Raw genomic sequence first — 23,905 nt, 5'->3', positions numbered from 1 at the left:
GCCACGTCCGGGCCGGAGTCACCAGCCGATCCGGGAGCTACCAGGGCTCGTCCTTGAGCCCGAGCTGGTAGGCGATCACGTTGGTGCCCACGTGTAGCGCCGGGGTGAGCACGGCGACCGCGAGGAGCACGGGGGGCGTGAAGACGTCGGTGAACCAGCCCCAGTCGAGGAGTGCGGTCAGCCCGAGCGCGCCGATCACGAAATCGAGCTGGTCGACGCCCGGGAACGCCGCGCCGCGCTCTCTGCCCGTTCGGCGTTTGAGGAACGAGGCCCCGATATCGCCCGCCATCGCACCGGCCGACAGCGCGAGCGCCGCAACGATCGGGAATCCCGGGAGCTCCACGCCGAGCGCGCTGCCGACGTTGCCCGCCACTGCGTCGAGGACGAGCCCGAGCGCCAGCCCCGCACCGATGCCGAAGGCGGTTCCCCGCCACGTCTTGCCGTCGCCGAGGAGCCTGGATCCGCCCCAACGACGGCCGCCGTCGATCGGTCGACCGCCGCCGGCGAGCACGGCGACGTTGTTCGGGACGTACGCCGGGAGCATCGCCCAGATCGCGACGGCGAGGACCTCGAGCACCATACTCCGCTGGGTGTGGCCCGCCCACATAAAAGAGGCGGCGCGGGCCGCCGAGCCGGACTCGAGGGGCTCAGCTTCCGGTGACTGCTCGGGACTGCTGGCGACGCCGCCCGTCGCCACCGACCGTCACGAACGATCATCGAACATATACCGGACGGCTGCAAAGTCCGCCCATGATCCCGCCGATCGCGAGCCGGTTCGTCGGGGGCGAGACTGCCCCTGAGGCACTCGAGACGGCCCGAACCCTCCAGGATCGGAACGTCGGAGCGATCCTGAATCTGCTCGGAGAACACTACACCGACCCGGCGGACGCCGCAGCCGATCGAGACGCGTACCGCGACCTCCTCGCCGACATCGGCGGGAGTGCGGGGCTGGCGAACGGGGCAGGTACCGGAGTCTGCGTCTCGGTCAAACCCTCCCAGCTCGGGCTGGACGTCGGCGAGGAGACGTTCCGGGAGAACGCCGAACTGGTCGTCGAGGCCGCCAGCGAGCACGACGGGTTCGTCTGGTTCGACATGGAGGACCACGAGACGACCGACGTGACGCTCGACGCCGTCGAGGCGTTCGCGCGCGAGGGCCACGACGTCGGCGTCTGCATGCAGGCGAACCTCCGGCGCACCGCCGCCGACGTCGAGCGGTTCGCCGACGTGCCCGCGAAGGTCCGGCTCGTCAAAGGTGCCTACGACGAGCCCGCCGAGATCGCCTACACCGATTCCGCCGCCGTCAACGACGCCTACCGCGACCGTCTCACCCAGGCCTTCGAGAGCTACGACGGTGGCATCGCCGTCGGCTCCCACGACGAGGCGATGGTCGAGCACGCGCTCGAGTGCCACGAGGAGCACGGGACCCCCTTCGAGTTCCAGTTCCTCGCGGGCGTGCGAGAGGATCGCCTCTTCGAACTCGCCGAGGAGTACGAGTGCTGGCAGTACGTCCCCTACGGGGATCGGTGGCTCTCCTACTTCTACCGGCGCGTGATGGAGCGCAAGGAGAACGCGCTGTTCGCGCTCCGGGCGATCGTCGGCCGGTGAGGGAGCGTACCAGCCGAGACCGGTGGCCGACGCGACGGGATCCGCTTCGCGGCAGGTCCTACGACGCGGCGGCGATCGGGAAATCCACGCGGCTTCGGTGTCCGAAACGAACACGCTCATTACCCCGGCGGGCGCAGTATGTGGCGAATGGCCACCTGGAAGCGGGACTTCGCGAGCGGACTCGTGGTCCTCGTCCCGATCATCGTCACGATCTGGGTGGTGCTGTGGGTCTACGGCATCATCGCGAACGCCCCCTTCCTCGCCGCCGTCGATGAAAGCCTGCTCGAGTCCTTCGGGCTCGGCGGCGTTCCCGTCGAACTCGTCCGGGTGCTGGTCACCCTCGTCGTCTTCGCGTTGCTCGTGCTCGGGGTCGGCTACCTCATGCGGACCGCCGTCGGGAACCTCTTCGAATCGACGCTCGACCGCGTCGTGAACCGCGTCCCCGTGCTCCGTGTGGTGTACAACGCCTCGAAGATGGCCGCCGAGACCGCGCTGACCGGTACGCAATCGCTGCAGACGCCGGTGAAGGTCGAGCCCTGGGACGGCATGCGGCTGACCGCGTTCAAGACGGGAAAGCAGACCCAGGACGGCCGCGAACTCCTCTTCATGCCGACGGCGCCGAACATCACGACCGGCTTCGTCGTCGAGGTCGCCCCCGAGAACGTCGTCGAGACCGACGAGGGCGTCGAGACCGCGTTGACGCGCCTGCTGAGCGCTGGCTTCGGCAACGAAGAGGAGGCGAACTCTGGCGTGCTGCCCGAGGGCGCGACCGAGGAGCAGGCGGAGGTCGCGGACGCGCTCTCCGAGGACGGCGGGTCGCCCGAGCGTGCGAACGCAGCGGTCGACGCCGAGATCACCGACGAACTGCTCGAGGACGACGAGATCGGCCTCGATCGCGATCAAGACGCGTCGGCCGGCGGGTCCGACGGCTCGGCGAACGATTGAGAAGGAGCGCGGCTTCGTCGCTGGAGGATTCGGTCCTACGGCCGTTTCAGACGTAGCTGAACCACTCCTCGTAGTCGTCGGTGCGTCGCTCGACGACATCGAAGAAGCGCTGCTGGAGCTCCTCGGTGACAGGCCCGCGGCTCCCCGAACCGATCTCCACGTCGTCGACGGTCCGGATCGGCGTGACCTCCGCGGCGGTGCCGGTGAAGAACAGCTCGTCGGCGGTGTACAGTTCGCCGCGGCTGATCGACGCCTGGTCGTGGACGGTGTAGCCCTGGTCGCGAGCGATCTCGATCAGGGAATCGCGGGTGATCCCCTCGAGGATGCTCTCCGACAGGCCGGGCGTGAAGATCTCGCCGTCGCGGACGAGGAAGAGGTTCTCGCCGGGACCCTCCGCGACCTGGCCGTCCTTGTTCAGGACGATCGCCTCGACGTAGCCGTTCCGGCGGGCCTCCTCGCCGGCGAGCATGCTGTTGACGTAGGGGCCCGTCGCCTTGACGTTCGTCGGAATCTGGCTCGGGTGGTGTTTCCGCCAGGAGGAGATCATCACGTCGACGCCCTCCTCCAGGGCTTCCTCCCCGAGGTAGGCGCCCCAGGGCCACGCGGCGATCGCCGTGCGCGTCGGGCAGTCCTTCGGGCTCACGCCCAGGCTGTCGTAGCCGTAGAAGGCGATCGGCCGGATGTAACAGGACGGCAGGTCCTGCTCGCGAATCAGCTGTTCGGTGGCCTCGCGCAGCTCCTCTGGCTCGTGCTGGATGTCGAGCTCCAGGGGTTTCGCCGACTCGTAGAGCCGCTCGACGTGCTCGTCCCAGCGGAAGATCGCCGGTCCGTCCTCGGTGTCGTAACAGCGGATGCCCTCGAAGACGGCGGTACCGTAGTGGAGGCTGTGCGTGAGCACGTGAATCTGGGCGTCCTCCCAGTCCACGAACTCCCCGTCCAGCCAGATCGTGTCCACGTCCATGTCCTCGAATCCCATGCTCGAACGCAAGACGCGGTGCCTACTAAGTGTGTGCGATCCGCGTGGCGTGCTACACAGGGGCAACCTCCCCAGTGTCGTCCGTTCGTGGGGAGGTTCGGTGAAAACGAGTGGGCGCAACGCGGCGATCGGCCCGAAACAATCGATCGCCGGCCGCCAGTGGAGCTACTCGTACTCGATCGTCGCCGGCGGCTTGTGGGTCACGTCGTAGACGACTCGCGAGACGGTTTCGTTCTCGCCGGTGATACGGGACTGGATGCGCTGGAGCGTGTCCCAGTCGATCTCCTGCGCGCGGGCGGTCATGCCGTCCCGGCTCTCGACGGAGCGCACGGAGACGACCCAGCCGTGAACCCGATTGTCGCCCTTTACGCCGGTCGCTTTGCCGATGACGGCGGCCAATGCCTGCCAGGGCTCGTACTCCTCCAGTTCCTCCTCGACGACGTGGTTCGACTCCCGCGCGACCTCGAGCTTCTCCTCGGTGACCTCGCCGATGATCCGCACCGCGAGCCCGGGGCCGGGGAACGGCATCCGCTCGGAGACCACTTCCTCCAGATCCAGCGCGCGTGCGACCTCGCGAACCTCGTCCTTGTAGAGGTCCCGCATCGGCTCGACGATCCCCTCGAAGTCGACGACGTCGGGGAGTCCGCCGACGTTGTGGTGGGACTTGATCGTCCCCTCCGACTCGATGCGGTCGGGATAGATCGTCCCCTGGACGAGGTAGTCCGCGTCGACGTCCTTCGCGACGGTCTCGAACTCCCGGATGAACTGCTCGCCGATGACGTGGCGCTTCTCCTCGGGGTCGGTGACGCCTTCGAGCCCCTCCAAGAAGCGCTCGCGAGCGTCCACGATCCGGAGGGAGTCCATGTAGTCGAACGTCTCTTCGATCTGCTCGGTCTCGCCCTTGCGCATCAGGCCGGTGTCGACGTAGACCGGCGTAAGCTGGTCGCCGACGGCCTCGTAGGCCAGCGCGGCGGCCGTCGAGGAGTCGACGCCCCCCGACAGCGCGATGACGGCGTTGGCGTCGCCGATGGCGTCGGCAATCTCTTCGATCTTCTCGTCGATGAATTCGTCTGCGTTGACCATCAGCGGGTCACCTCGGGTTGTGCGGTGCGGTCTACAGCGCCCGTCGTCGGGCGGCGAGAAACGGAGTCGGTCGGCATAGTCCCGCTCCGATTGGCCGGCGCAAAACGGTTTCGGACCAGTCACCACGACATCGCTAGAGCATCCTGCCAGCCCTGACCAGCGGAGTCATCGGACGTCGGTCTCTTTCTTGATCGAGCGGTAGAAGCGATCGACGGCCTCCCGTGACTCGAATTCGACGACGGGCGCACCTGCCCTGATCGATTCGCTCCCCGGCATGATCTGCAGATCGAGACCAATGTTATTCACCTCGACATCACCGAGTTCGAGGGGCTCCCACGCTGCGTTCGCTTCGAATCGACAGCAATCAACGGCATTCCATTCCTGCATACATCCGAGAGGATAGTACGGAGGTTTCGGAGCGACGTCCTTCTGCTCACCTCTTTTTCTCCCCTGCTCAGGGATGCGAACTATTACAATCGTCGAGAAACTCTCGAAATATATGTTGCCGGGTGGGTCATTGCTAGCCAACTCCGATATAACGACAATCGGTAGCGTACTCATCGCCGCCACGACTGTCTCGGTTTGTGTTCTGTTTCGAAAGCCTCTCACAGCTACCCGTGCGCGGATCCTCGGCGCAGGCGTGGCGTACGCACTCACGGCATTGGGGGCGTGGACGAGTATTCGTGTTCTATCGAACGGATTTCACTGGCGTCCGGTGGGGGACGTATCCGGTCTTGCGGTGCTAATTATTTTCATTGCTACCGCGTTCGCGGCATTTACACTCCAGTTGTCAATCCCGCTCTGGTTCCTTGGCCAAGGGACGTCGGTTGGACCACTTTCCGGATTGTTCGTCGGAACGGTATTGCTGTTCGTCTTCGTCCTCAATATAAGCCACGAGAGTGGGAATTTGGTCGTTTATCTGGTGGGGATCTATCCGCTCGTGATGGGTGGAGTCGTCATACTGGGGACGGTTGAACGCTCAGTTCGTCGGAATTTCGGGGCTACAATGGAATCGTAGGCGTTGTAATTTCATACACACCGATATACCAATTTTGAAGTAAATATAAGACCATCAATCCCCACCCGACAACCGCCAAGGAGCGTCAAAACCCTAACATACACGCACAGGGCCGTTGTCGTTTATTCGTGATCTGTCTGTTTCCTTGGCCTTCGGAAGCGTTACTTGATTGATTCCTGTTCAGGTCACCTTCGTCTTCTGAAAGGATGATTATTGGGGGCCAGGAATCGTCGTCGTCCGGAATCCCGAATCCATCGTTGTGGATCTCGGCCACTTTGCCGTCGTGTGAATCTGTACCGTCGTGTGTATTACCTGCGTACCATCGATCGACATCTGCAGGCCCGGTATCATCGCCAACGTCGTGGCTTGAATCATTACTGTTCCAGAGATCAGCTGCGCGGTCTCGGGAATCGCTGAACTCCCAAGACCCGCTGGGGAGTTCGCCAATATTCTCACCGATTTTATTATGGTCAAAAGGATCGTGATGGACCTGCCCGACTACGGATACACCTGACACCGTGCCACTCAGGTCATACAAACGAATGTGATCTTGAATCGATGTTACGGAGACACCACTGTATGCAGCGTCCATTACGTGCGCATCTGTCTCAATGAGGTTCCCTCCCTGGTTTATGTACTGATCAACAGTGTACTCGTCGAAGATTTGAAGGAACTGCGTCCAGCCGAACTCTTCCATCCAAGATCGGATCTCACTAGCAGGTCCGTCAGACCAGGCAAGATTGATCGGTGAACCCCGATCAGTGAGCTGCTGCTGAGCATGGAAGCTCGTTTCGTAACTAAAGAGTGGGATATCATCAGTTGGGTCTGTAATACTGGCAAGGGCGCCCCAGTTATTGTCGGCTTGTAAAATTCTTTTCTCGGACCGATTTTGCTCAGTTGGTCTGCCAATCACTCGTGATGCTTTTCGCTCATATTGTATCTCCCCTTCGTTCAGGGCTCTAGATTCCAAATACTTGGCCGGAATCGTTACTGGTTCGTACTCAAAGACGGGATCACCAAAGTGCTCGTACAGTTCCCGACTCCGGAACGTTCTTTCGTGAATTATCTCCGGTCCTGAGCGTTTGATCGCTCCCTTCATTTTCCCGTTCGCTTGAACGGCAAGTCCTTCATCGTTCCCTGCAGGACCAGCTCCAATCGCAGTGACTACGTCCGATACTCCGTCATCTCCCGCTGCGGGGGTCGCGAGACTGCTAATTGCCAGTGCGCTACCAACACTCTTAATGAACGACCTTCTTTTTTGCATGGCAACAGAATATATTTCTATATGAAACTACTTAATATTATTCCTAGAATTCTAATTTACTTTTTTATGTAATATTGTTATTGTATATTGAATTGATCCCTCCTAGAGTAATATTAGTCCAGAATTGGCAGACTCTGCTCTTTTTGAGTGTAAGATTCCGGTAGTAAAACGGTAAATTGGGCGGGAGAAACGCTGGCTAGAACATGGCCAATGAGGACACGACCCAGATAAGAATTCGCCCCACGAAAATCATACTGGCGAGGAAACTCAAGCCTCGACTTCTCGCGTCCCCACGTCACCGTCTGACTGCTCTACGATCGCCTCGACCAGTCCCACGAACGGCGGGCTCGCCCGCCCCGGCCGCGAGCGGAACTCGGGGTGGAACTGCGTGCCGAGGAAGTAGGGGTGATCCTCCAGTTCGACGATCTCCATCCGGTTGTTCGAGCGCCCGGAGAAGGTTAGCCCGGTCTCCTCGATCCGGTCGATGTACTCCGGATTCACTTCGTAGCGGTGGCGGTGGCGCTCGGTGCAGGAGGTCGTCCCGTAGATTTGGTGGGCGAGGCTGCCGGGCTCGATGTCGGTGTCGTGAGCGCCGAGTCGCATCGTGCCGCCCATGTCCTCGACCTCGTACTGCTCGGGGAGGATGTCGATGACCGGATGATCGGTCCCCTCGTCGATCTCCGTGCTGTGCGCTCCCGTGAGGCCCGCCAGGTTGCGCGCGGCCTCGATGACGGCCATCTGGAAGCCCAGGCACAGACCCAGATACGGAACGTCGTTCTCGCGGGCGTACCGGACGGCGTTGATCTTGCCCTGGGTGCCCCGGGAGCCGAAGCCGCCGGGGACGATGATGCCGTCGACGTCGTCGAGTTCGCCGTTGACGCCGTCGGCCAGGCTCTCGCTGTGGATCCAGGTGCGCTTCACGTCGACGCCGGCTTCCATGCCGGCGTGTTTGAGCGCCTCGTGAATCGAGATGTAGGCGTCCTCGAGGCCGTACTTCCCGACGAGGGCGATCTCGATCTCTCCCGACTTCTCGCGGGTCACGAGCTGTCGCCATTCGTTCTCGCGCTGATCGGCCGGGATCGCGGCGTCGGCGAGGCCGAGCCGATCCATCACGTACTCGTCGAGGCCCTCCTCCTCGACCATCAGCGGCACCTCGTAGATGTCCTCGACGTCGGGGTTGGAGAACACGGCGTCCGTCGGTACGTCACAGAACAGGGCGATCTTCTCGCGGGTCTCTTCCTCGAGACGGTCCTCGGCGCGCCCGACGAGGACGTCTGGCTGGAGACCGATCGAACGGAGTTCCTTGACGGAGTGCTGGGTGGGCTTGGTCTTCTGCTCGCCGTTCTTCGAGTAGGGCACGAGCGTGACGTGGGTGAAGAGAATGTCCTCCTCGTCTTCCTCGTGAGCGAACTGCCGGAGGGCTTCGAGATACTGCATCCCCTCGATGTCGCCCACGGTTCCCCCAACTTCGACGATGCAGACGTCCGTGCCCTCGGCGGCCTCACGGATGCGCCGCTTGATGTCGTCGGTGACGTGCGGGATGATCTGGACGGTCTTGCCCAGGTAGTCGCCGGCGCGCTCGGCCTCGACGACGTGCTGGTAGACCTTCCCCGTCGTGACGTTGTGGTCGGAGGTCATCTCCTCGTCGAGGAACCGCTCGTAGTTCCCCAGGTCGAGGTCCACCTCGCCGCCGTCGGAGAGGACGTACACCTCGCCGTGCTCGAAGGGGTTCATCGTCCCCGCATCGACGTTGAGGTAGGGATCGACCTTCACCGCCGTGACGTCGAACCCGGCGTTCTTGAGGAGCCGGCCGGTGCTGGCGGCCGTGATCCCCTTGCCGAGTCCCGACATGACGCCGCCGGTGACGAAGATGAACTTGTTCCCGAGAGAAGGATCGTAGTCTGTGGCGGACTCCGTCGGCATACCGAGGGTGTGTCGGGGCCGACCTAAACCGTTTCGGAGGGACGGGTGGAGTGGGTGTGAGTAGCGTGGCGGGCAGGACCGAGAACTGAGAGACGGCGTGGACCGAGCGTCGGTCGTCCGGCGGTGTCCAGCCGGACCGCGGCGCCGAGCGCTGGCCCAGCGCTGACGCCACGACGGCCGGGACCGGCGGCGAGTCAGCGGGTCTCACTGGCGAAATCCGCACTCGTTGGAAGAAGAACGACTATATACCGGGGAACGAATCGCGAAGTAAATGGTCCAGACAGCAGCGATCGCCGCCGTGCTCGACCCCGTCCTGCTCGAGGCGGGGGGGCACGATCCTCCAGGGAGCCAGTGACGTCAGCCAGCAGCAGTTCGACTCGACGATCCGAGCGGGCGCCGGGTTTCTCGCGACGCTGATCGTCGGCGCGTTGATGTTGGCGATCGCACCGAACTTCGTCGATTCGATGGTCGAAGCCATTCAGGACGAGCCCGTCGCGAGTTTCGCGTGGGGGATCATCGCGCTCGTCCTGTTCGTGGTGGTCGTGATACTGCTGGCGCTGACGATCGTCGGAATCATTCTGGTCATCCCGCTGGCGATCGGGTTCGCGATCCTCGCCGTCGTCGGGAACGTGCTGGCGTTCATCGCGGTCTGTGACGGGGTCGTCGACAACCGGTGGGTGGCGCTGGCGATCGCCGCCGTGGCCGTCGCAGTGGTGAACGTGATCCCCGTCGTCGGGAGCCTCATCAGCTTCGTCGTCGGCAGCATCGGCATGGGAGCGATCGTTCGGCGCGTGATACAGTAGTCGAGCGAGCCGAGCCGCGACCGACCGCCGCCGAATCCGGTGCCGTCCCAGCGGCGACGAACCGGCCGGCATCGCACGACCACATCCTTTTGGTACTCGCTTCGTAGTTCACGCTATGAACCTCACAGAACTCCGCGACGCGTTCGCCGAGCGCGACTGGCAGCGCACCGAGCCCGATTCCGACGACCCGATCCGCTTCGCGATGATCGGGCTGGGCTGGTGGACCGTCGAGGAGATGCTCCCCGCCGTCGCCGCAGAACCCGGCGTCGAGACGACCGTGCTGGTCTCCTCCACCGCGGAGAAGGCCGAGCGCGTCGCGAACGAGACCCACACCGACGCCGTGGGGATCGACTACGACGACTTCCACGACGGCGACGCCGCCCAGGAGTACGACGCCGTCTACGTTTGCACGCCGAACGCGCTCCACCTGCCATACGTCGAGACCGCTGCCGACCTCGACAAGGCCGTTCTCTGTGAGAAGCCCCTCGAGTCGACTGCCGAGCGCGCCGAGCGGCTCGTCGAGGCCGCCGAGGGGATTCCGATCATGACCGCGTATCGAATGCACACCGACCCCTCGATCCGGATCGCGAAGCGGCTGTACGAGGACGGCGCCATCGGCGATCCCGTCGCGGTCCAGGGCCACATGACCCAGGACGTCCTCGACATCGCCGGCGCGGACAGCTGGCGGCTGAACCCCGACCTCGCGGGCCCCGGCGCCTCGGTGACGGACCTCGGCATCTACCCGATCAACACCGCACGGTACGTCCTCAGTCAGGACCCCGTCGCCGCCCAGGCCACGATGCGCAGCGAGCACGAGGCGTTCGCGGACGTCCCGGACGAGGCTGCGAACTTCCTGGTCGAGTACGAGGGCGGCGTGACCGGCAGCTACACCGCGAGCCAGCACGCACAGCTCTCCGGGTCGCTCCGGCTCATCGGCACCGAGGGCGAGCTCCGGCTCGAGCCGGCCTTCTTCAACGACGACCGCGCGACGCTCCACCTGCGAACGGGTACATCGGCCGTCACCGACACCTCGATCGAGTTCGATACCATCGATCAGATGCAGGTCGAGGCCGCCTACTTCGCGGACTGCCTGCGCGACGGCCGGCCGTTCGAGGCCGACGCCGAACACGGCCTGCTCGACATGCGAGCCATCGAGGCGGTCTACGAGGCGGCCGAGCGCGGCGAGCGCGTGGAGCTTTGAGAGCGCCGGCGGCGGATCGAGCGGACCGGCGGATCGTCGGAATCGAGTAAGTGCCAGATACTGCGTCGGCGGCGTTCCTGCAGGCGGCCCGATAATCGCTCGCCGCGGGCCGGTACCTCGGCTATAACAAAGGGCGGTTGCTGCTTGCCCGACGTTACATGCCGGACGATACTGCGGACGGACTCCGGACGCTCCTCGTCGGGATCGACGGGGCGTCGCTCGAAGTCCTGAACGAACGGGGATCGGGGGTCGTTCCGACCATCGAGACGCTGTTCGAGGAGGGTGCATCGGGACCGCTCGAATCGCAACTGCCGCCGTGGACGCCGAGCGCGTGGCCGTCGGTCTACACCGGCGTCAACCCCGGGAAACACGGCGTCTTCGGGTTCCTCCGGTTCGAGGGGTACGACTGGGACGTCGTCGACTACACCGACGTCCGGGAGCACGCGATCTGGGAGCTCCTGAGCGAGCGAGGCCACTCGAGCGTCGTCGTCAACGCGCCGGTGACCCACCCGCCGGCGTCGTTCGACGGCGCGCTCGTTCCTGGCTACGTCGCACCGGAGTCGCCCGAGTGCCACCCGGCGGGGCTGCTCGACGACCTCGAGGACGAACTCGGCGAGTACCAGCTCTACGACGACGAAACCGCCCCTGACGGGCCGACCGCTGGTGAGACGGCCTCGGCCGACGACCGGGCGGAACAAATCGAGCGCTACGAACGGCTCGTCGAGTCACGGGGCGAGGCGTTCCGCTACCTCGCGGACAGGTTCGAGCCCGACTTCGGCTTCCTGCAGTTCCAGCAGACCGACACCGTGTTCCACGAGTCGCCGGAGGACGACGCGGTCGTCGACGCCGTCTACGCCGCCGCGGACCGAGAGATCGCCGCGACGATCGAGGCCTGCGACCCCGACGTCGTCGTGTGCTGTAGCGACCACGGCATCGGCCCCTACGGCGGCCACGAGTTCCGCGCCAACAGCTTCCTCCGGGACCGCGGCGACCTGGCGACGACGGCCGGCGACGGCGGGATGCCCTCCTGGGCCTCGATCGCCCGGAACGAACTGCAGACGGGTGGTGGTGACGGCGACGGGACGACGGCAGACGGCGGTGGTGCGGCGGGCGGGAAGGGAGCGGGCGGCTCGACGCTGCTCGAACGCTCCGTCTCGGTCGCTGCGCGCGTCGGACTCACGAGCCAGCGCATCGGACGAGTCGCGAGACGGCTCGGGATCGAGGAGCAGCTGCTGGCGATCGCGCCCACGGACGCGGTCCGGGCCGGTGCCGAGCACGTCGACTTCGCCAGCTCCCGTGCGTACGTCCGAGATCGCATCGAACTCGGCGTCCGAATCAACCTCGAGGGGCGCGAGCCCGAGGGCGTCGTCAGCGAGGCGGAGTACGAGGGCTTCCGGTCAGAGCTGATCGACGCACTCGCCGCAGTCGAGACGCCCGACGGCAAGCCCGTCTTCGAGTCCGTCGTCCGGCGGGAGGACGTGTTCGAGGGCCCGTACGTCGAGAAAGCGCCGGACGTCGTCGTCGTTCCCGACGAGTTCGACCAGTTCCTCTCGGCGTCGCTCCGGGACGAGCAGTTCGGGCCGCCACAGGAGCCCTGGAACCACAAGCGCGACGGCGTCGTCGCCGTGACGGGGGACCTGGCCGACGTCGGTGGCGTCGACGCGGGCACCGCAGAGCTCGCCGACGCACACCTCTTCGACGTTGCGCCGACGATTCTGGCGACGTTCGGGATCCCGGCACCTGCCAGAATGGACGGGGCGGTGCTGCCGGCCGTCGATCCCGCTGGCGTCGAGGAGTATCCGGCCTACGAACCGCCGGCGGCGATCTCCAGGGACGGCGCCGAGCCCGACGCGTCGCCCGGCGGCGGACCGGAGGCTGGTGAGGCGGTCGAGCAACGGCTCGCGGAGATGGGGTATCTGGAGCGATGAGCGTCGATACCTCGCTGCTCCGCGACGCGGAGGCGTGGAACGAGCTGGTCGAGCGGTCCGAGGAGACGACGCCGTTCCACCGGTACGAGGCGCTCGAGGTCCTCGCCGAGCACTCCGGCACGACCCTGTATCCCTACGTCGGCTACAAGGGACAGGAGCCGATCGGACTGTTTCCCGTGTTCGCCCTGGAACGGTGGCCGCTCCGGACGGCGTTCTCCCCGCCGCCAGACCTCGAGGTGAGCTACCTCGGCCCTGCGCAGCTCAACGGGCACAGCGCGAAACAGCGGAAGGCCGAGAAGCGACACCGCCGGTTCGTGGAGGCCGTCGTCGACGCCGTCGACGAAGAGATCGCACCCCACTACGCCCACGTCCGCGCCGGCACTGCCTACGACGATCCCCGGCCGTTCATCTGGAACGACTTCGATCCGACGCCGCGATACACCTACCACGTGGACCTCACCCCCGACGTCGATGACCTGTTCATGTCCTTCAGCAGCGACGTCCGGCAGAACGTCCGGAAGGCCGAGGAGTTCGATTACGAACTCGAACTGGGCGACGGCGACGACGTCGAGCGCATCATCGAGCGCGTGCAGGCACGCCACGACGAGCAGGACGTCACCTACAACGTCACGCCCGCGTTCGCGCGTGACCTCTACGAGTCGCTCCCGGAGGGAGCCGCCCGCGCCTACGTCTGCGAGCTCGATGGCGCGTTCGTCGGCGGGAAGATCACCCTGGAAGACGAGGAGACCTGCTACGGCTGGCAGACCGTCACCGACCTGGAGAGCGACCTGCCCGCGACGGACCTCATCGACTGGACAGTGATGCAGGCGGCGAAGGAGCGAGGGCGCGAGCGGATCGATCTGATCGGCGCGAACGATCAGCGACTCTGTGGCTACAAGGCCAAGTTCAACCCCGAGGTGCGAACCCACTACAGCCTCGAGTCCAGCTCCGCCCCCACCGACGCGATCAAGGCGGTGTACAAGCGGGTCCGGTGAGCCACCGGGCCTCGTGAGCGACTGCGGGGCGTCGGGGGTCTGCGGGCGTCGAGTGACCGCAAATCGGCGGCGGAGCGTCGCAGGCGCACTCCCTGATGCGATCGCGGTAGCGGTAAGCGGTCGCTAGCGCGGAGCGATCTCGAGCCGATTGAACCGAACCGCCAGCGACCGCGGTTTCGTTCGGCGACCGGTTCCTGCGGGGACGTTTCCAGCTACGTGCCGGTTCGCGACGACTCGCCACGGCCGTTTGCAGTAGTATAACAAAGTGGGTCTCCCGGCCTGGACTTGGTAACCACAGCCACACGGCCGCTCGTCGCTGTGCCCGCTCCAGGTCCCATGTGCTATCCAGCCCCTTCCACGAACGAACCGACGTCGAACGACCCCGAATTCCACGGCCATCCAGCCGGTGAGTGCCGATGACGGAGCGACGCCACGCCTCGGCCGCGCTCGCGACCATCGCCGTCGCCGTTGTCGGATTCGCGCTGCTCGCGTCCGCCCCGACCGCCGTCGCCGACCCACACGGCAACGGATCGAGCGCGTACGCGATCAGCCAGGGCGAGCAGTGTATCGACGTCACGCCGATCGTCGACAAGAGCCAGTCCGTCGAGGCGTTCTACGACTACCGGTGGAACGGATCCGGACAGGACTACAGCTCCTACGGGACGAAACCCTACCAGGAGAACGATACGAGCACGCTGTTGCTCTACCAGGGCTCGGAGGGAACCAGCCTCGTCGTCGTCCACGATCGGCACCACCAGCCCGCCGAGAGCGGTACGTTGGGCGGGTTCGCGACGTTCAGCCTGAGCGGACTCCCGGCGGCGGGCGAGTGGGTCGTCACGGACGACGATTACGTCGGCCAGGACGACGAGTTCGCGGACGACGGGCGCACGATGATCTGGGGGTGGTCCCAGGGCAGGACCGACGGCGGCGCGTTCCGCGGCCTCACCGGCGAGACCGAGATCACGATCGATCCGACGTTCAACGACTCTTCGGAGCACTCCGTCAACCCGGAGAACAGTCCGTCCTACGACGGGCTGATCCACGACTGGGACGTCGTCACGGGACAGACCGACGGCACCGACCGCGTCCGACTCGACAGCCTCGGCGAACCCGTCACGATCGAGGGAGGGTACTGCACGCCACCAAACGCCAGCCTCACGGTGAGTAACGCGACGCCCACGGCCGGACAGATCGTGACCCTCGACGCGAGCAACGCCACGTCGTCGGCCGCCGTCACCGAGTACCGCTGGGACACCGACGGCGACGGGACGACCGACGCGACGACCACGAGTCCGACCCTCGACTACGAGTTCCAGCACGCCGGCGAGCGGACCGTCACCGTGACTGTCGACGACGGCTACGAGAGCGGCGCCGCGTCGGCGGTCGTCAACGTCACCGACGAGACGCCACCGACCGCCCAGGTCAGCACGAACGGGACAGCGGCGGCGACGGAGCCGCTCGCCTTCTCCGCGAACGGCAGTCAGGACGCCGGCGCGATCGTCAGCTACGAGTGGCAGTTCGGCGACGGCGAGACCGTCAGCGGCCCGGATCGAGCGAACGTCAGCCACACCTACGCCACCGCGGGCGAGTACGAGGTCCAGCTCACGGTGACCGATTCCGGAGGCAACGTAGACAGCACGAACGTCACCGTCACCGTGACCGAACCGCCGGACCCGGTCGCCTCGCTCCCCGCACCGGACGCCGCGACCGTCGGCGAGACGATCGCTCTCGACGCCGGCGGCTCCGACACCGGCCCGAACGCGAGCTACTCGTGGTCGATCGACGGCAACGCGACGAACGCCAGCGGCGCCACCTTCCAGCACGCGTTCTCGACCTCCGGCGAGCACACCGTCTCCGTCAACGTCTCCGACGACTACGGCTGGGACGTCAATCAGACGACGATCGAGGTGTTCGCACCCGCGACCGCCGAGATACGGGCGAACCGAACGGCCGTGGAGACCGGCGAGGCGATCGCGTTCGAGGCCGGCGGCCCGACGGCAAACGTCGTCGACTACACGTGGACGTTCGGTGACGTGACCGACCCCGCCGGCAACCAGACCGTCACGCACGGCTACGACGAGGCGGGGAACTATACGGTCACCCTCACGGTCACGGATTCGGCCGGGAATGCGAACACGACGACCGAAATCGTCCACGTCGAGCCGTCCAGCGAGCCCGCGGGACCGACGGCGGTCCTCGACGCTCCCGGTTCCGCGACCGTCAACGAGACCGTCACGTTCGACGCCGGCGATTCGGCGGGCACGATTACGAGCTACCAGTGGACGTTCGGTGACGGCGAGACGGCAAGTGGCGAGAGCCCGACGGTCCAGCACGTCTACCAGGAGTCTGGGAACTACACGGTCGAACTCACCGTCGTCGGAGCGAACGGCACGAACGCGACGACGACCACCCTCACCGTCGCTGCGGAGGAGGACGATGGTGACAGCGAGAACGGCGATGGTGGCCAGGACGGCGGTGACGGCGACGGTGGCGACGGCAGCGGCTCCGACGAGTCCGACTCCGGCGACGCCGGGAGCGGATCGAGTGGCTCCGGCGGCTACGCGCCGCCAGCGCAGCCCGAACCGGATCCGATCGAGACGAGCGTCGAGCGAGCGAACGGCACGATCGTCGTGACCGTCGAGCACGCGAGAGCAGACGAAGCCGTCTCGGTCGACGTTCCCGCCGGAGCGAACGCCGAGGCGGCGGGTGGAAACCGGGCCGTCGAGCTCCGATCGCTCGCGATCCGCCCCGCCCACGACGCTGACGCGATGACCGTTCGCTTCGAGCCGGCGGATCGGGCGGTCCCGGGGCGGTTCACCCGGCCGGCCGCCTACGTCCCCGACGCGACGGTCGAGCTCGCGGACGTGGGCTACGAGTTCGCGATCGACCCCAACGCGACGGGGGCGGCCGGCGTCTCCACGGAGAATCTCACCGCGTACGCGGGCGGCGCCGAGTGGACCCCCGTCGAGACCACCGTTGACGCGGGAACGAATGGAAGCCCGATCGTCGCGTCGGCGACCGCCGACGGCGGCTCACCGGTCGGTCTCGGCAGCCAGGGAGCCGCACTGCTGGTGACGGACGTGCGGACCGTCGGCGTGGCCGCAAACGGGACGGTCCGGCTCGCAGTCACCGCGTCGAACACCGGGAGCGCGGCCGGAGCGTGGACGGTCCCCATCGCCGCAGCCGGTGGGATCGTCGGCGAGCAGTCCGTCGCACTCGACCCCGGCGAGGAGAACGTCCTCGAGGCGACCGTCGCGGTGGATGCGCTGACCGACCTCGCGGGGGAAACGGGTGGTGCCAGCGTCACGATCGCCGGCGCCCGACGCAATCTGGCGCTGCTCTCGGTGTCCGCGCTGGAACTCTCTTCGAGTGCGCCCGCGCCGAACGAGTCCGTGACGATCTCGGCGACGGTGCAGAATCGCGGGAGCGAAGTCGGCGAGTTCGACGCGACGCTCCGGCTCGACGGCGAACCGGTGGCGAGCGAGTCCGTGGTCCTCGAGCCGGGGCAGCGCACGACGGTCAGCTTCGAACGCCAGTTCGCGAGCGGCGGGCGCTACGAGCTCGCGATCGGGAACGCCACGGCGTCCGTCGACGTCGAAGCACGGGACAGCTTCGACGGCGGGGAAGAGAGCCAGAGTGGCGCGACGAGTGGGTTCGGCGCGCTGGCGGCGCTCCTCGCAACGGCGGTCGTGATCCTCGCCGCGCTCGTCGGCTCGGGCAGGCTGGGGAAGCGACCGTAGCGAGGAGCAGCCGCGGGGCAGTCCTCGCACGTCCAGCGGCGTGGAGACCGGTCATCGGGGCACCGGCTTTTTGCCGGACGGCGTTGTAGCTCCAGTTAGTTCCGGGCTTCCCACGCCCGATTTCACCATGCCCTCCGACGACTCGATGCGCTTGCGGGTGCCCGGCAACCGGTTCAAGCTCTGGCTCCTGCTCGGCGCAAACCGGTGGGCGGTCGCGGGACTCGTCCTCGCGATCGTCTTCGCGGTCCTCGCCGTGCTCGTCGCGGTCGATCCGGTTCCGCTGGAGGACGCGATCGCCGGCTCGGACCCAGCGGATACGCTGTTCCAGGCGATGATCACGTCGATCATCACCGGCGTCACGCTCGTCGTCACGATCAATCAGGTCGTGCTCTCCCAGGAGCTCGGTGCCGTCGGCGACCAGCGCGACCGGATGCAGGCCGCGCTCGATTTCCGGGACGACGTCGCCGACGACCTCGACGAACCGGTCAGCCCACCCGAGCCGTCGGCGTTCCTCGAGGCGTTACTCGGCGCCACGGCCGATCGGGCGCAGGAGCTTCGCGACGCGACGGCGGACGTCGAGGACCCCGACGCTCGCGAGACGGTCGAATCCTTCACCGACGGGCTGATCGAGAACGCCGAGACGGTGCAGGAAGGACTCGACGGCGCCCAGTTCGGCACCTTCGGCGTCGTCCAGGCCGCGCTCGGGTTCAACTACTCGCTCAAGATCTACGAGGGGAAACGGATCCAGGGCCTGTACGGCGCTGTTGCGGACGACGACGGCGAGGGAGACGACGGCGAGGACGGGGACGAACCGACCGAGAACGAGACGGGCGCGTCCCTCGACGAGGAGGCGACGGCAGCGCTCGACGACGTGGTGGAACTGCTGGAGCGGTTCGGCCCGGCTCGCGAGCACGTCAAGACGCTCTACTTCCAGTGGTCGCTGACCGATCTCTCGCGGGCGATGCTCTACTCGGCGATCCCCGCACTGGTGGTCACGATCGCCGGGTTGCTGGTGCTCGGTAACGCGGGGACCGTGGGCGGCTCGACGCTCGGCGTTGCGAACCAGTCCTGGCTCGTGCTCGGCGCCGCGACGGTCGCGCTCGCGCCCTTCGCGATCCTCCTCTCTTTCGTCCTGCGGATCGCGACCGTCGCCAAGCGGACGCTGGCGATGGGGCCCTTCGTCCTCCGCAACACCGACCACACGGACGGCGACGGAGCCTGATTCTCGACGATCCCCGGTGGTTGCACCGCGTCGAATCTGGGCAGCTCCGGAGCAGCCCCCGGTAGTGTGGGACGGCTGGACCCGGTATCCACGGCCTTTTGCCCACGGAGCCGTTTGGATCGCCAATGAGTATCGAGGCGAAGCTCGCGGCGGCGAAAGCGGATCTCGCCGGGCGAGAGAACGCACTCGTCGCCTTCTCGGGAGGCGTCGACTCCGCCGTCGTCGCCGCCATCGCCCGCGACGCGCTGGGCGAGGACGCCGTCGCCTGCACAGCCAAGAGCGAGACGCTCCCGGCCGCCGAGCTCGACGACGCACGCGAGGTCGCCGACGCGATCGGGATCCGCCACGACGTCGTCGAGTTCTCCGAACTGGACTCCCCGGAGTTCGTCGCCAACGGCGAGGACCGCTGCTATCACTGCCGGACGATGCGCCTCGGGCGGATGTACGAGCACGCGAAAGAGCTGGGCATCGAGACGGTCTGTGACGGCACCAACGCGTCCGATCCCGGCGAGGGACACCGGCCTGGACTGGAGGCCGTCGCCGAACTCGACGCCCACTCGCCGCTGCTCGAACACGACATTTCGAAAGAAGAGGTCCGCGAGATCGCCGAGCACTACGACCTCCCCGTCGCCGACAAACCCTCGATGGCCTGCCTCTCCTCCCGGATCCCGACCGGGCTCGAGGTCACCGAGGAGCGGCTCACTCGCATCGAGAAGGCCGAACAGCTGCTCCGGACCTGGGGGTTCGACCAGTTCCGCGTCCGGGACCACGACGGCCTCGCACGGATCGAGGTCGGGGCGGACGAGCTCGAGATCGCCCTCGACGCCGGCTTCGCCGACGCCGCCCGCGAGCACATGCTCGATCTCGGCTTCGATCACGTTACGCTGGATCTGCAGGGCTACGAGACCGGCAGCGTGAGCCCGGACGAGGACGCTGCGGAGACGGCGGATTCGGCGGAGGTTCCCGGGGAGCCGGGGCAAGAGGCGAGCGCGGCGGACGACGAACCTGTCGTCGAGGACGTCTTCGACGTCGACTATCCCACGTCGGACTGAGCGGCCGCTGCAGCCGGCCGCTCCAGGCCCCGGGTTACGCCGCGCCGTCTTCGGCGTCGACCCGCTCGACGGCGTAGTTGTCGCCGATTTCGGTGGTGTTCTCCTCGTCGGCGATCCGCTTGGCCTCGCTCCGGGTGTCGAAGGGGCCGGCGACCCGGTCGTCGAAGCAGGTCACGTAGTAGACTGCCATCGGAGAAACACCGTAGCGGGGCGGAATAACGGTTGCGGGCGTGGATCACCCCGGGATCGTGGTTCAGAGGACAGCAGGCTACTCGAGGGTGCGCTGTTCGTTCTCGACGCTCTCTCGAACGTCACTGGCCGCCTCCGCGATGCGGTCGAGCTGGTCGGCCGCCTCGCCGTCGAGATCGTCGGCGTACTGCTCGTGGAAGGTCAGGAGGAGCCCGGTGAGTGCTTCGAGGGACTCGTTCTTGCGATCGAGCAGCCGCTGCTGGGCGGAGAGCATCGACTCGACGCTGTCGAGCAAGTCGGCGTGCTGTCGATACTGCGCCTCGACCTGTGGATCCTCGGCCTCGTCGGCGAGCCGGCGTGCCTCCTCGATCTGCGTGCGGAACTGCTCGATGCCCATACCCGGTGGCGGCGCGCGCCGCGGTTAGGTCTTTCTCCGCGGACGTGTGCCGCGAGGAATCGGTCCGCAGAACCGGCCGCTCACTCCTCGTCGCGCTCGCCAGCGACCCAGTTCTGGGAGAAGGCGGCACCACAGGAACAGTGGGCGTAGGCGTGAATCACGTCGCCCTCGGCGTAGCGCCCGCCAACGTCCTCGTTTTCCTCCTCCGCGAAGGCGAAGACGAACCGTGGGACGTGTTCTTCCTCCTCGGGCGTGTCGGGATCGTCGACCTTCGGACAGTTCGCACCGGTCAGGTCCCGCGAGATCTCGCCGTCGGTCTTCATGGCCTTGCCGGCGAAGCCCATCGCGTCCATCTCCGTCGCGGACTGGAAGACGCTCCGGCCGGTCTCGCCGTCCATCACGAGTAAAACGCCGCCGGGGACTTCCTCGCCGTACTCCAGCAGTGCCGCGGGGTCGTCGAGCACACGGTCGCTGAGGAACAGCGCCACGTCGTCGGGTCGCTCGCCCGCGAGAAACGCCGCGCGTGCGTCGGTCATGGACGAATTCGGGTCGATAGCCGCAAAAGGTCGGCGATTCGGCGACCAACATACCACCACAGCCTGGAGCGGACCCCAGACGAACGCGAGCGCCACAGCCACGCAGCGCTCGGTGACGCCCCCACCGGGGTCTCGCGATATTCGACGAACAGCACCGGGTGGGACTGGAAGGGGCCGACCGGTCGCGTTCGCTCACGCCGCAAGCACTGGACCGAGCGACCAGAGGGAGCGAGCGAAGCGCGCAGCGAGTGTTCCGCGAGCGTAGCGAGCGGAACGTCGGAAGACGAGTGGATCGAGTCTTCCGGAACAGCGGACGCGAGCGGGAGGGGGCTTCCAAGCGAGCTGTTGCAGTCGTGCAATTGCATCGCTTTTCAGAGCAACAATCCCGCCCAGCGACACCTACAAACGCCACGAACCCCCACCGTCGCGCATGCAGGTCCTGGGCGTGGTCGGCCCCTCCAACTGCGGGAAGACCACTCTCGTCGAGCGCCTCGCGAGCGCACTCGCCGATCGCGGCCGGGTCGCCACGATCAAACACTGTACGCACGAGCCCGATCTCGATACCGATGGCAAGGACACCACGCGACACCGCACCGCCGGCGCGGACGCGACGTTCGGGCTGACCGACGACGCGGGCTGGTTCGCGACGGGCGCCGACCGGTCCCTCCAAGAAACGCTCGACGACCTCGCCCCCGAATACGACTACGCGATCGTCGAGGGGTACAGCGACGCCCGGATTCCGCAGGTCGCGCTGGGCGGTCGAGAAGCGGGCGGCGACGTCCTGCTGGAGGCCGAGGAAGCCGACGCCGTTGATTTCGAGGAACTCCTCGCAGCGCTCGAGGCCACGGACCCTCACGAGACGCTCGAATCCCTGATTGCCGAAGTCGAAGCATCCGAATCGGCGGATCGTGCGGGTGCGATCGCGACGTTTACCGGGCGCGTACGGACGCGCGACGGCCCGGACGACGAGCCCACGGAGCGCCTGGAGTTCGAGCGCTACGACGGGCTCGCCGATGACCGGATGGCGGCCCTCCGGAGCGACCTCGAGGCCCGCGACGACGTCCAGGCCGTCGCGCTCCACCACCGCACCGGCGTCCTCGAAGCAGGCGAGCACATCGTCTTCGTCGTGGTGCTGGCGGGACACCGTCGATCGGCGTTCCGGGCCGTCGAGGACGGTATCGACCGGCTGAAGGAGGAGGTGCCGCTGTTCAAGAAGGAGGTCACGGTCGACGACGAGTACTGGCGACACGAGACGTGAGGAGCCGACACGGATTCGCTGGGATCGCCATCCCGGCGAGCGTCGAATCGGCCGACCCGCTCCGAGCACGCTCGATCACCGCTCGCCGGAGTTCGTTCCACGCGACGCTGCCCCGGGCACAGCGTCAGACGAACTGCGCGCGACGGCCCCGAACCGCGATTTCGGCGGGATTGGCGGGATTCCTGGCGTAAAACGAACAGGTGAATTTCGTGTGGAGATAACGGCCTCAGAATAATTTCTAAAAGGTCTCGTCGGTTCTGAGCGCTTCGTAAAAGGTTCGTTAAGCAGCCCGAAAGGTGTGAAACGTCGCCGATTTGGGAGAATACGTCCGAAATCGGCCGAAGCGACTGTCCCTTATAACAGGTAGTGAGCGATAGGCAGGAGTGACGCATGAGCGCCACTACCCAGCCCTCCAGCGAGGGTACGCCCGCAAAGCAGGAGCGACTGCAGGACTACCTCTCGAACAAGGTCAGCGAGGAAGGCGTCGTGTACTTCAAGAGCAAGTTCATCGCGGACGAGGTCGGGCTCTCGCCCAAGGAGATCGGCGCGCTGATGGTCAAGCTCAGCGAGTCCGCCCGCGAGATCAGCGTCGAGAAGTGGTCGTACACGAGCGCGACGACCTGGCGCATCGAGCCGAACTGACCCGCTAGTCCCGCCAGACGGCAGAGCGTGCTGGTCCCCGCTCGACGCCGTAGCGACGATTCGGTTCCCGATTTTCTCGCTTCCGCCACCGACAGCCGGCCGCTCGTGCCGGGGCGGAAACGCTTTCGTAGCCGCCACGAGGAGCGACGGACGTGTCGCTGCTCGACGCACTCACGCAGGCAGTGTTGCCGGTGCTGGCGATCGCTGGCGCCGGCTACGCTCTCGGCCGTCTCCGCGAGGTCGACGTCGATCCGCTGGCGGCGATCACCATCTACGTGCTGACGCCCGCGCTCGTCTTCCACAGCCTCGCGACGACGCCCATCGGCGGTAAAACCGCACTCAAGCTCGCCGTCGGCGTCACCGCGTTCACGCTCGGAATGGTGGCGATCGCGGTCGGCGTCGCCCGGGCGATCGGGCACCCCGACGAGACGCGCGGCGCGATGGTGCTCGCGAGCACGTTTCCCAACGCCGGGAACTACGGCATTCCACTGGCGGCCTTTGCCTTCGGGAGCGTCAGTCGCTCGACGGCGATCCTCTACATCGTCTTCCAGGCCGTGTTGATGTACACGCTCGGCGTCTATCTCGCTTCGCGCGGGACGATGGCCTCCGCCCGCGAGGCCGCGATCGAGGTGTTCACGCTGCCGCTCGTCTACGCGCTCGCGGCGGCGTGGCTGGCCCGGGTGCTTTCCGTCGTGCCGCCCGCGGACTCCGCGGCGATGGAGGCCATCCAGCTCACCGGTGACGCCGCGATCCCGGTCATGCTGTTGCTGCTCGGCATCCAGCTCGCCAACACGACCCACGGTGCGGCCCTGCGCTCCGCCGTCCCCGCCTCACTACTGAAGCTGTTCGTCGCGCCCGTGGTCGCGCTGGCGCTGGCGATCCCGCTCGGGCTGCCGACGGACGTCGGCCGGGTGTTCGTCCTGGCCTGCGCGATGCCGGCCGCGGTGACGCCGCTGATGCTCGTCGTCGAGTACGGCGAAGACCGGGAGGGCGTAACGGCACCGGAGTTCGTCAGCACCGCCGTGCTGGTGACGACGCTCGCGAGTACCGTGACGCTCACCGTGCTCATCGCGCTGTTGCAGGACGGCGTGGTGCTATAAGGTGGATCCAGCGGTGCTCGAGCGCTCA

20 protein-coding genes and 1 pseudogene are annotated in these 23,905 nt (G+C 66.4%); 12 read left to right on the top strand and 9 right to left on the bottom strand.

Annotation, left to right across the window (positions count from 1 at the left end):
• Positions 1–37 precede the first annotated feature (37 nt).
• Positions 38–580, bottom strand: a complete 543-nt coding sequence (locus tag ACZ5KP_RS08740) for a CDP-2,3-bis-(O-geranylgeranyl)-sn-glycerol synthase (RefSeq protein ID WP_460922355.1) — start codon at positions 578–580, stop codon at positions 38–40.
• Between the two features lie 170 nt (positions 581–750).
• Between ACZ5KP_RS08740 and ACZ5KP_RS08735 the strand changes: the two genes are divergently transcribed.
• Complete coding sequence (locus ACZ5KP_RS08735) at positions 751–1,605, top strand: proline dehydrogenase family protein (protein ID WP_460922357.1); 855 nt, start codon at positions 751–753, stop codon at positions 1,603–1,605.
• A gap of 147 nt (positions 1,606–1,752) precedes the next feature.
• Positions 1,753–2,391: pseudogene (locus tag ACZ5KP_RS08730) on the top strand (DUF502 domain-containing protein); the annotation flags it as partial.
• A gap of 205 nt (positions 2,392–2,596) precedes the next feature.
• Here the strand turns inward: ACZ5KP_RS08730 and ACZ5KP_RS08725 are convergent.
• The 5 genes from ACZ5KP_RS08725 to ACZ5KP_RS08705 form a co-directional block, all read right to left on the bottom strand.
• Positions 2,597–3,526 carry a branched-chain amino acid transaminase gene (locus tag ACZ5KP_RS08725; protein WP_460922359.1) on the bottom strand — a complete coding sequence of 310 codons (930 nt, stop codon included), beginning with the start codon at positions 3,524–3,526 and terminating at the stop codon, positions 2,597–2,599.
• Positions 3,527–3,691: 165 nt separating this feature from the next.
• Positions 3,692–4,609 (bottom strand): glutamine-hydrolyzing GMP synthase, encoded by a 918-nt coding sequence (gene guaA, locus ACZ5KP_RS08720; RefSeq protein WP_460922361.1) that lies wholly within the window; start codon positions 4,607–4,609, stop codon positions 3,692–3,694.
• A gap of 165 nt (positions 4,610–4,774) precedes the next feature.
• On the bottom strand, positions 4,775–5,170 hold the full coding sequence (locus ACZ5KP_RS08715; protein WP_464761830.1) for a hypothetical protein: 396 nt from the start codon (positions 5,168–5,170) through the stop codon (positions 4,775–4,777).
• 542 nt (positions 5,171–5,712) lie between these two features.
• The gene (locus ACZ5KP_RS08710) at positions 5,713–6,726 is read right to left on the bottom strand and encodes a hypothetical protein (protein WP_460922365.1); all 1,014 of its coding nucleotides are present in this window, start codon (positions 6,724–6,726) and stop codon (positions 5,713–5,715) included.
• Positions 6,727–7,158: 432 nt separating this feature from the next.
• On the bottom strand, positions 7,159–8,814 hold the full coding sequence (locus tag ACZ5KP_RS08705; protein ID WP_460922367.1) for a CTP synthase: 1,656 nt from the start codon (positions 8,812–8,814) through the stop codon (positions 7,159–7,161).
• A 215-nt stretch (positions 8,815–9,029) separates the two neighbouring features.
• Between ACZ5KP_RS08705 and ACZ5KP_RS08700 the strand changes: the two genes are divergently transcribed.
• The 7 genes from ACZ5KP_RS08700 to larE all read left to right on the top strand — a co-directional run bounded on the left by ACZ5KP_RS08700 (position 9,030) and on the right by larE (position 19,755).
• The gene (locus ACZ5KP_RS08700) at positions 9,030–9,617 is read left to right on the top strand and encodes a DUF8173 domain-containing protein (RefSeq protein ID WP_464761899.1); all 588 of its coding nucleotides are present in this window, start codon (positions 9,030–9,032) and stop codon (positions 9,615–9,617) included.
• Between the two features lie 115 nt (positions 9,618–9,732).
• Positions 9,733–10,818, top strand: a complete 1,086-nt coding sequence (gfo6, locus tag ACZ5KP_RS08695; protein ID WP_460922371.1) for a D-xylose 1-dehydrogenase Gfo6 — start codon at positions 9,733–9,735, stop codon at positions 10,816–10,818.
• A gap of 158 nt (positions 10,819–10,976) precedes the next feature.
• Positions 10,977–12,746 carry an alkaline phosphatase family protein gene (locus ACZ5KP_RS08690; RefSeq protein ID WP_460922373.1) on the top strand — a complete coding sequence of 590 codons (1,770 nt, stop codon included), beginning with the start codon at positions 10,977–10,979 and terminating at the stop codon, positions 12,744–12,746.
• Positions 12,743–13,741, top strand: coding sequence for a GNAT family N-acetyltransferase (locus ACZ5KP_RS08685; RefSeq protein ID WP_460922375.1), 999 nt, complete (start codon positions 12,743–12,745; stop codon positions 13,739–13,741). The genes ACZ5KP_RS08690 and ACZ5KP_RS08685 overlap by 4 nt, the downstream gene beginning before the upstream one ends.
• A gap of 416 nt (positions 13,742–14,157) precedes the next feature.
• Positions 14,158–17,481 carry a PKD domain-containing protein gene (locus ACZ5KP_RS08680; RefSeq protein WP_460922377.1) on the top strand — a complete coding sequence of 1,108 codons (3,324 nt, stop codon included), beginning with the start codon at positions 14,158–14,160 and terminating at the stop codon, positions 17,479–17,481.
• Positions 17,482–17,608: 127 nt separating this feature from the next.
• On the top strand, positions 17,609–18,703 hold the full coding sequence (locus tag ACZ5KP_RS08675) for a DUF7972 family membrane protein (RefSeq protein WP_460922378.1): 1,095 nt from the start codon (positions 17,609–17,611) through the stop codon (positions 18,701–18,703).
• Between the two features lie 125 nt (positions 18,704–18,828).
• Positions 18,829–19,755, top strand: coding sequence for an ATP-dependent sacrificial sulfur transferase LarE (gene larE, locus ACZ5KP_RS08670; protein ID WP_460922379.1), 927 nt, complete (start codon positions 18,829–18,831; stop codon positions 19,753–19,755).
• Positions 19,756–19,789: 34 nt separating this feature from the next.
• Here larE and ACZ5KP_RS08665 read toward each other — a convergent pair whose 3' ends face one another.
• The 3 genes from ACZ5KP_RS08665 to ACZ5KP_RS08655 all read right to left on the bottom strand — a co-directional run bounded on the left by ACZ5KP_RS08665 (position 19,790) and on the right by ACZ5KP_RS08655 (position 20,877).
• Positions 19,790–19,945: a hypothetical protein gene (locus tag ACZ5KP_RS08665; protein WP_460922380.1), complete on the bottom strand. Its 156-nt coding sequence runs from the start codon at positions 19,943–19,945 to the stop codon at positions 19,790–19,792.
• Between the two features lie 78 nt (positions 19,946–20,023).
• The gene (locus ACZ5KP_RS08660) at positions 20,024–20,341 is read right to left on the bottom strand and encodes a hypothetical protein (RefSeq protein ID WP_460922382.1); all 318 of its coding nucleotides are present in this window, start codon (positions 20,339–20,341) and stop codon (positions 20,024–20,026) included.
• Positions 20,342–20,421: 80 nt separating this feature from the next.
• The gene (locus ACZ5KP_RS08655) at positions 20,422–20,877 is read right to left on the bottom strand and encodes a DUF5807 family protein (RefSeq protein ID WP_460922384.1); all 456 of its coding nucleotides are present in this window, start codon (positions 20,875–20,877) and stop codon (positions 20,422–20,424) included.
• A gap of 430 nt (positions 20,878–21,307) precedes the next feature.
• Here ACZ5KP_RS08655 and ACZ5KP_RS08650 point away from each other — a divergent pair, with 430 nt between their 5' ends.
• The 3 genes from ACZ5KP_RS08650 to ACZ5KP_RS08640 all read left to right on the top strand — a co-directional run bounded on the left by ACZ5KP_RS08650 (position 21,308) and on the right by ACZ5KP_RS08640 (position 23,877).
• Positions 21,308–22,135 (top strand): molybdopterin synthase, encoded by an 828-nt coding sequence (locus ACZ5KP_RS08650; RefSeq protein ID WP_460922386.1) that lies wholly within the window; start codon positions 21,308–21,310, stop codon positions 22,133–22,135.
• Between the two features lie 390 nt (positions 22,136–22,525).
• Positions 22,526–22,777 (top strand): DUF7123 family protein, encoded by a 252-nt coding sequence (locus ACZ5KP_RS08645; protein ID WP_460922389.1) that lies wholly within the window; start codon positions 22,526–22,528, stop codon positions 22,775–22,777.
• 152 nt (positions 22,778–22,929) lie between these two features.
• Positions 22,930–23,877 (top strand): AEC family transporter, encoded by a 948-nt coding sequence (locus ACZ5KP_RS08640; protein WP_460922391.1) that lies wholly within the window; start codon positions 22,930–22,932, stop codon positions 23,875–23,877.
• The last annotated feature ends 28 nt before the right edge of the window (positions 23,878–23,905 follow it).

It is taken from the genome of Salinarchaeum chitinilyticum (genome assembly GCF_055390775.1).
The sequence above is the reverse complement of the archived record's forward strand: the minus strand, read 5'-3'. Positions and strand labels throughout refer to the sequence as shown.

Coding starts and splice junctions, on each gene's coding strand:
- ACZ5KP_RS08740 (WP_460922355.1), bottom strand. CDS start 580: ATGGTGCTCGAGGTCCTCGCCGTCGCGATCTGGGCGATGCTCCCGGCG.
- ACZ5KP_RS08705 (WP_460922367.1), bottom strand. CDS start 8,814: ATGCCGACGGAGTCCGCCACAGACTACGATCCTTCTCTCGGGAACAAG.
- ACZ5KP_RS08735 (WP_460922357.1), top strand. CDS start 751: ATGATCCCGCCGATCGCGAGCCGGTTCGTCGGGGGCGAGACTGCCCCT.
- ACZ5KP_RS08655 (WP_460922384.1), bottom strand. CDS start 20,877: ATGACCGACGCACGCGCGGCGTTTCTCGCGGGCGAGCGACCCGACGAC.
- gfo6 (WP_460922371.1), top strand. CDS start 9,733: ATGAACCTCACAGAACTCCGCGACGCGTTCGCCGAGCGCGACTGGCAG.
- ACZ5KP_RS08665 (WP_460922380.1), bottom strand. CDS start 19,945: ATGGCAGTCTACTACGTGACCTGCTTCGACGACCGGGTCGCCGGCCCC.
- ACZ5KP_RS08690 (WP_460922373.1), top strand. CDS start 10,977: ATGCCGGACGATACTGCGGACGGACTCCGGACGCTCCTCGTCGGGATC.
- ACZ5KP_RS08660 (WP_460922382.1), bottom strand. CDS start 20,341: ATGGGCATCGAGCAGTTCCGCACGCAGATCGAGGAGGCACGCCGGCTC.
- ACZ5KP_RS08680 (WP_460922377.1), top strand. CDS start 14,158: ATGACGGAGCGACGCCACGCCTCGGCCGCGCTCGCGACCATCGCCGTC.
- ACZ5KP_RS08725 (WP_460922359.1), bottom strand. CDS start 3,526: ATGGGATTCGAGGACATGGACGTGGACACGATCTGGCTGGACGGGGAG.
- ACZ5KP_RS08645 (WP_460922389.1), top strand. CDS start 22,526: ATGAGCGCCACTACCCAGCCCTCCAGCGAGGGTACGCCCGCAAAGCAG.
- ACZ5KP_RS08650 (WP_460922386.1), top strand. CDS start 21,308: ATGCAGGTCCTGGGCGTGGTCGGCCCCTCCAACTGCGGGAAGACCACT.
- larE (WP_460922379.1), top strand. CDS start 18,829: ATGAGTATCGAGGCGAAGCTCGCGGCGGCGAAAGCGGATCTCGCCGGG.
- ACZ5KP_RS08710 (WP_460922365.1), bottom strand. CDS start 6,726: ATGAAGGGAGCGATCAAACGCTCAGGACCGGAGATAATTCACGAAAGA.
- ACZ5KP_RS08715 (WP_464761830.1), bottom strand. CDS start 5,170: ATGAGTACGCTACCGATTGTCGTTATATCGGAGTTGGCTAGCAATGAC.
- guaA (WP_460922361.1), bottom strand. CDS start 4,609: ATGGTCAACGCAGACGAATTCATCGACGAGAAGATCGAAGAGATTGCC.
- ACZ5KP_RS08675 (WP_460922378.1), top strand. CDS start 17,609: ATGCCCTCCGACGACTCGATGCGCTTGCGGGTGCCCGGCAACCGGTTC.
- ACZ5KP_RS08685 (WP_460922375.1), top strand. CDS start 12,743: ATGAGCGTCGATACCTCGCTGCTCCGCGACGCGGAGGCGTGGAACGAG.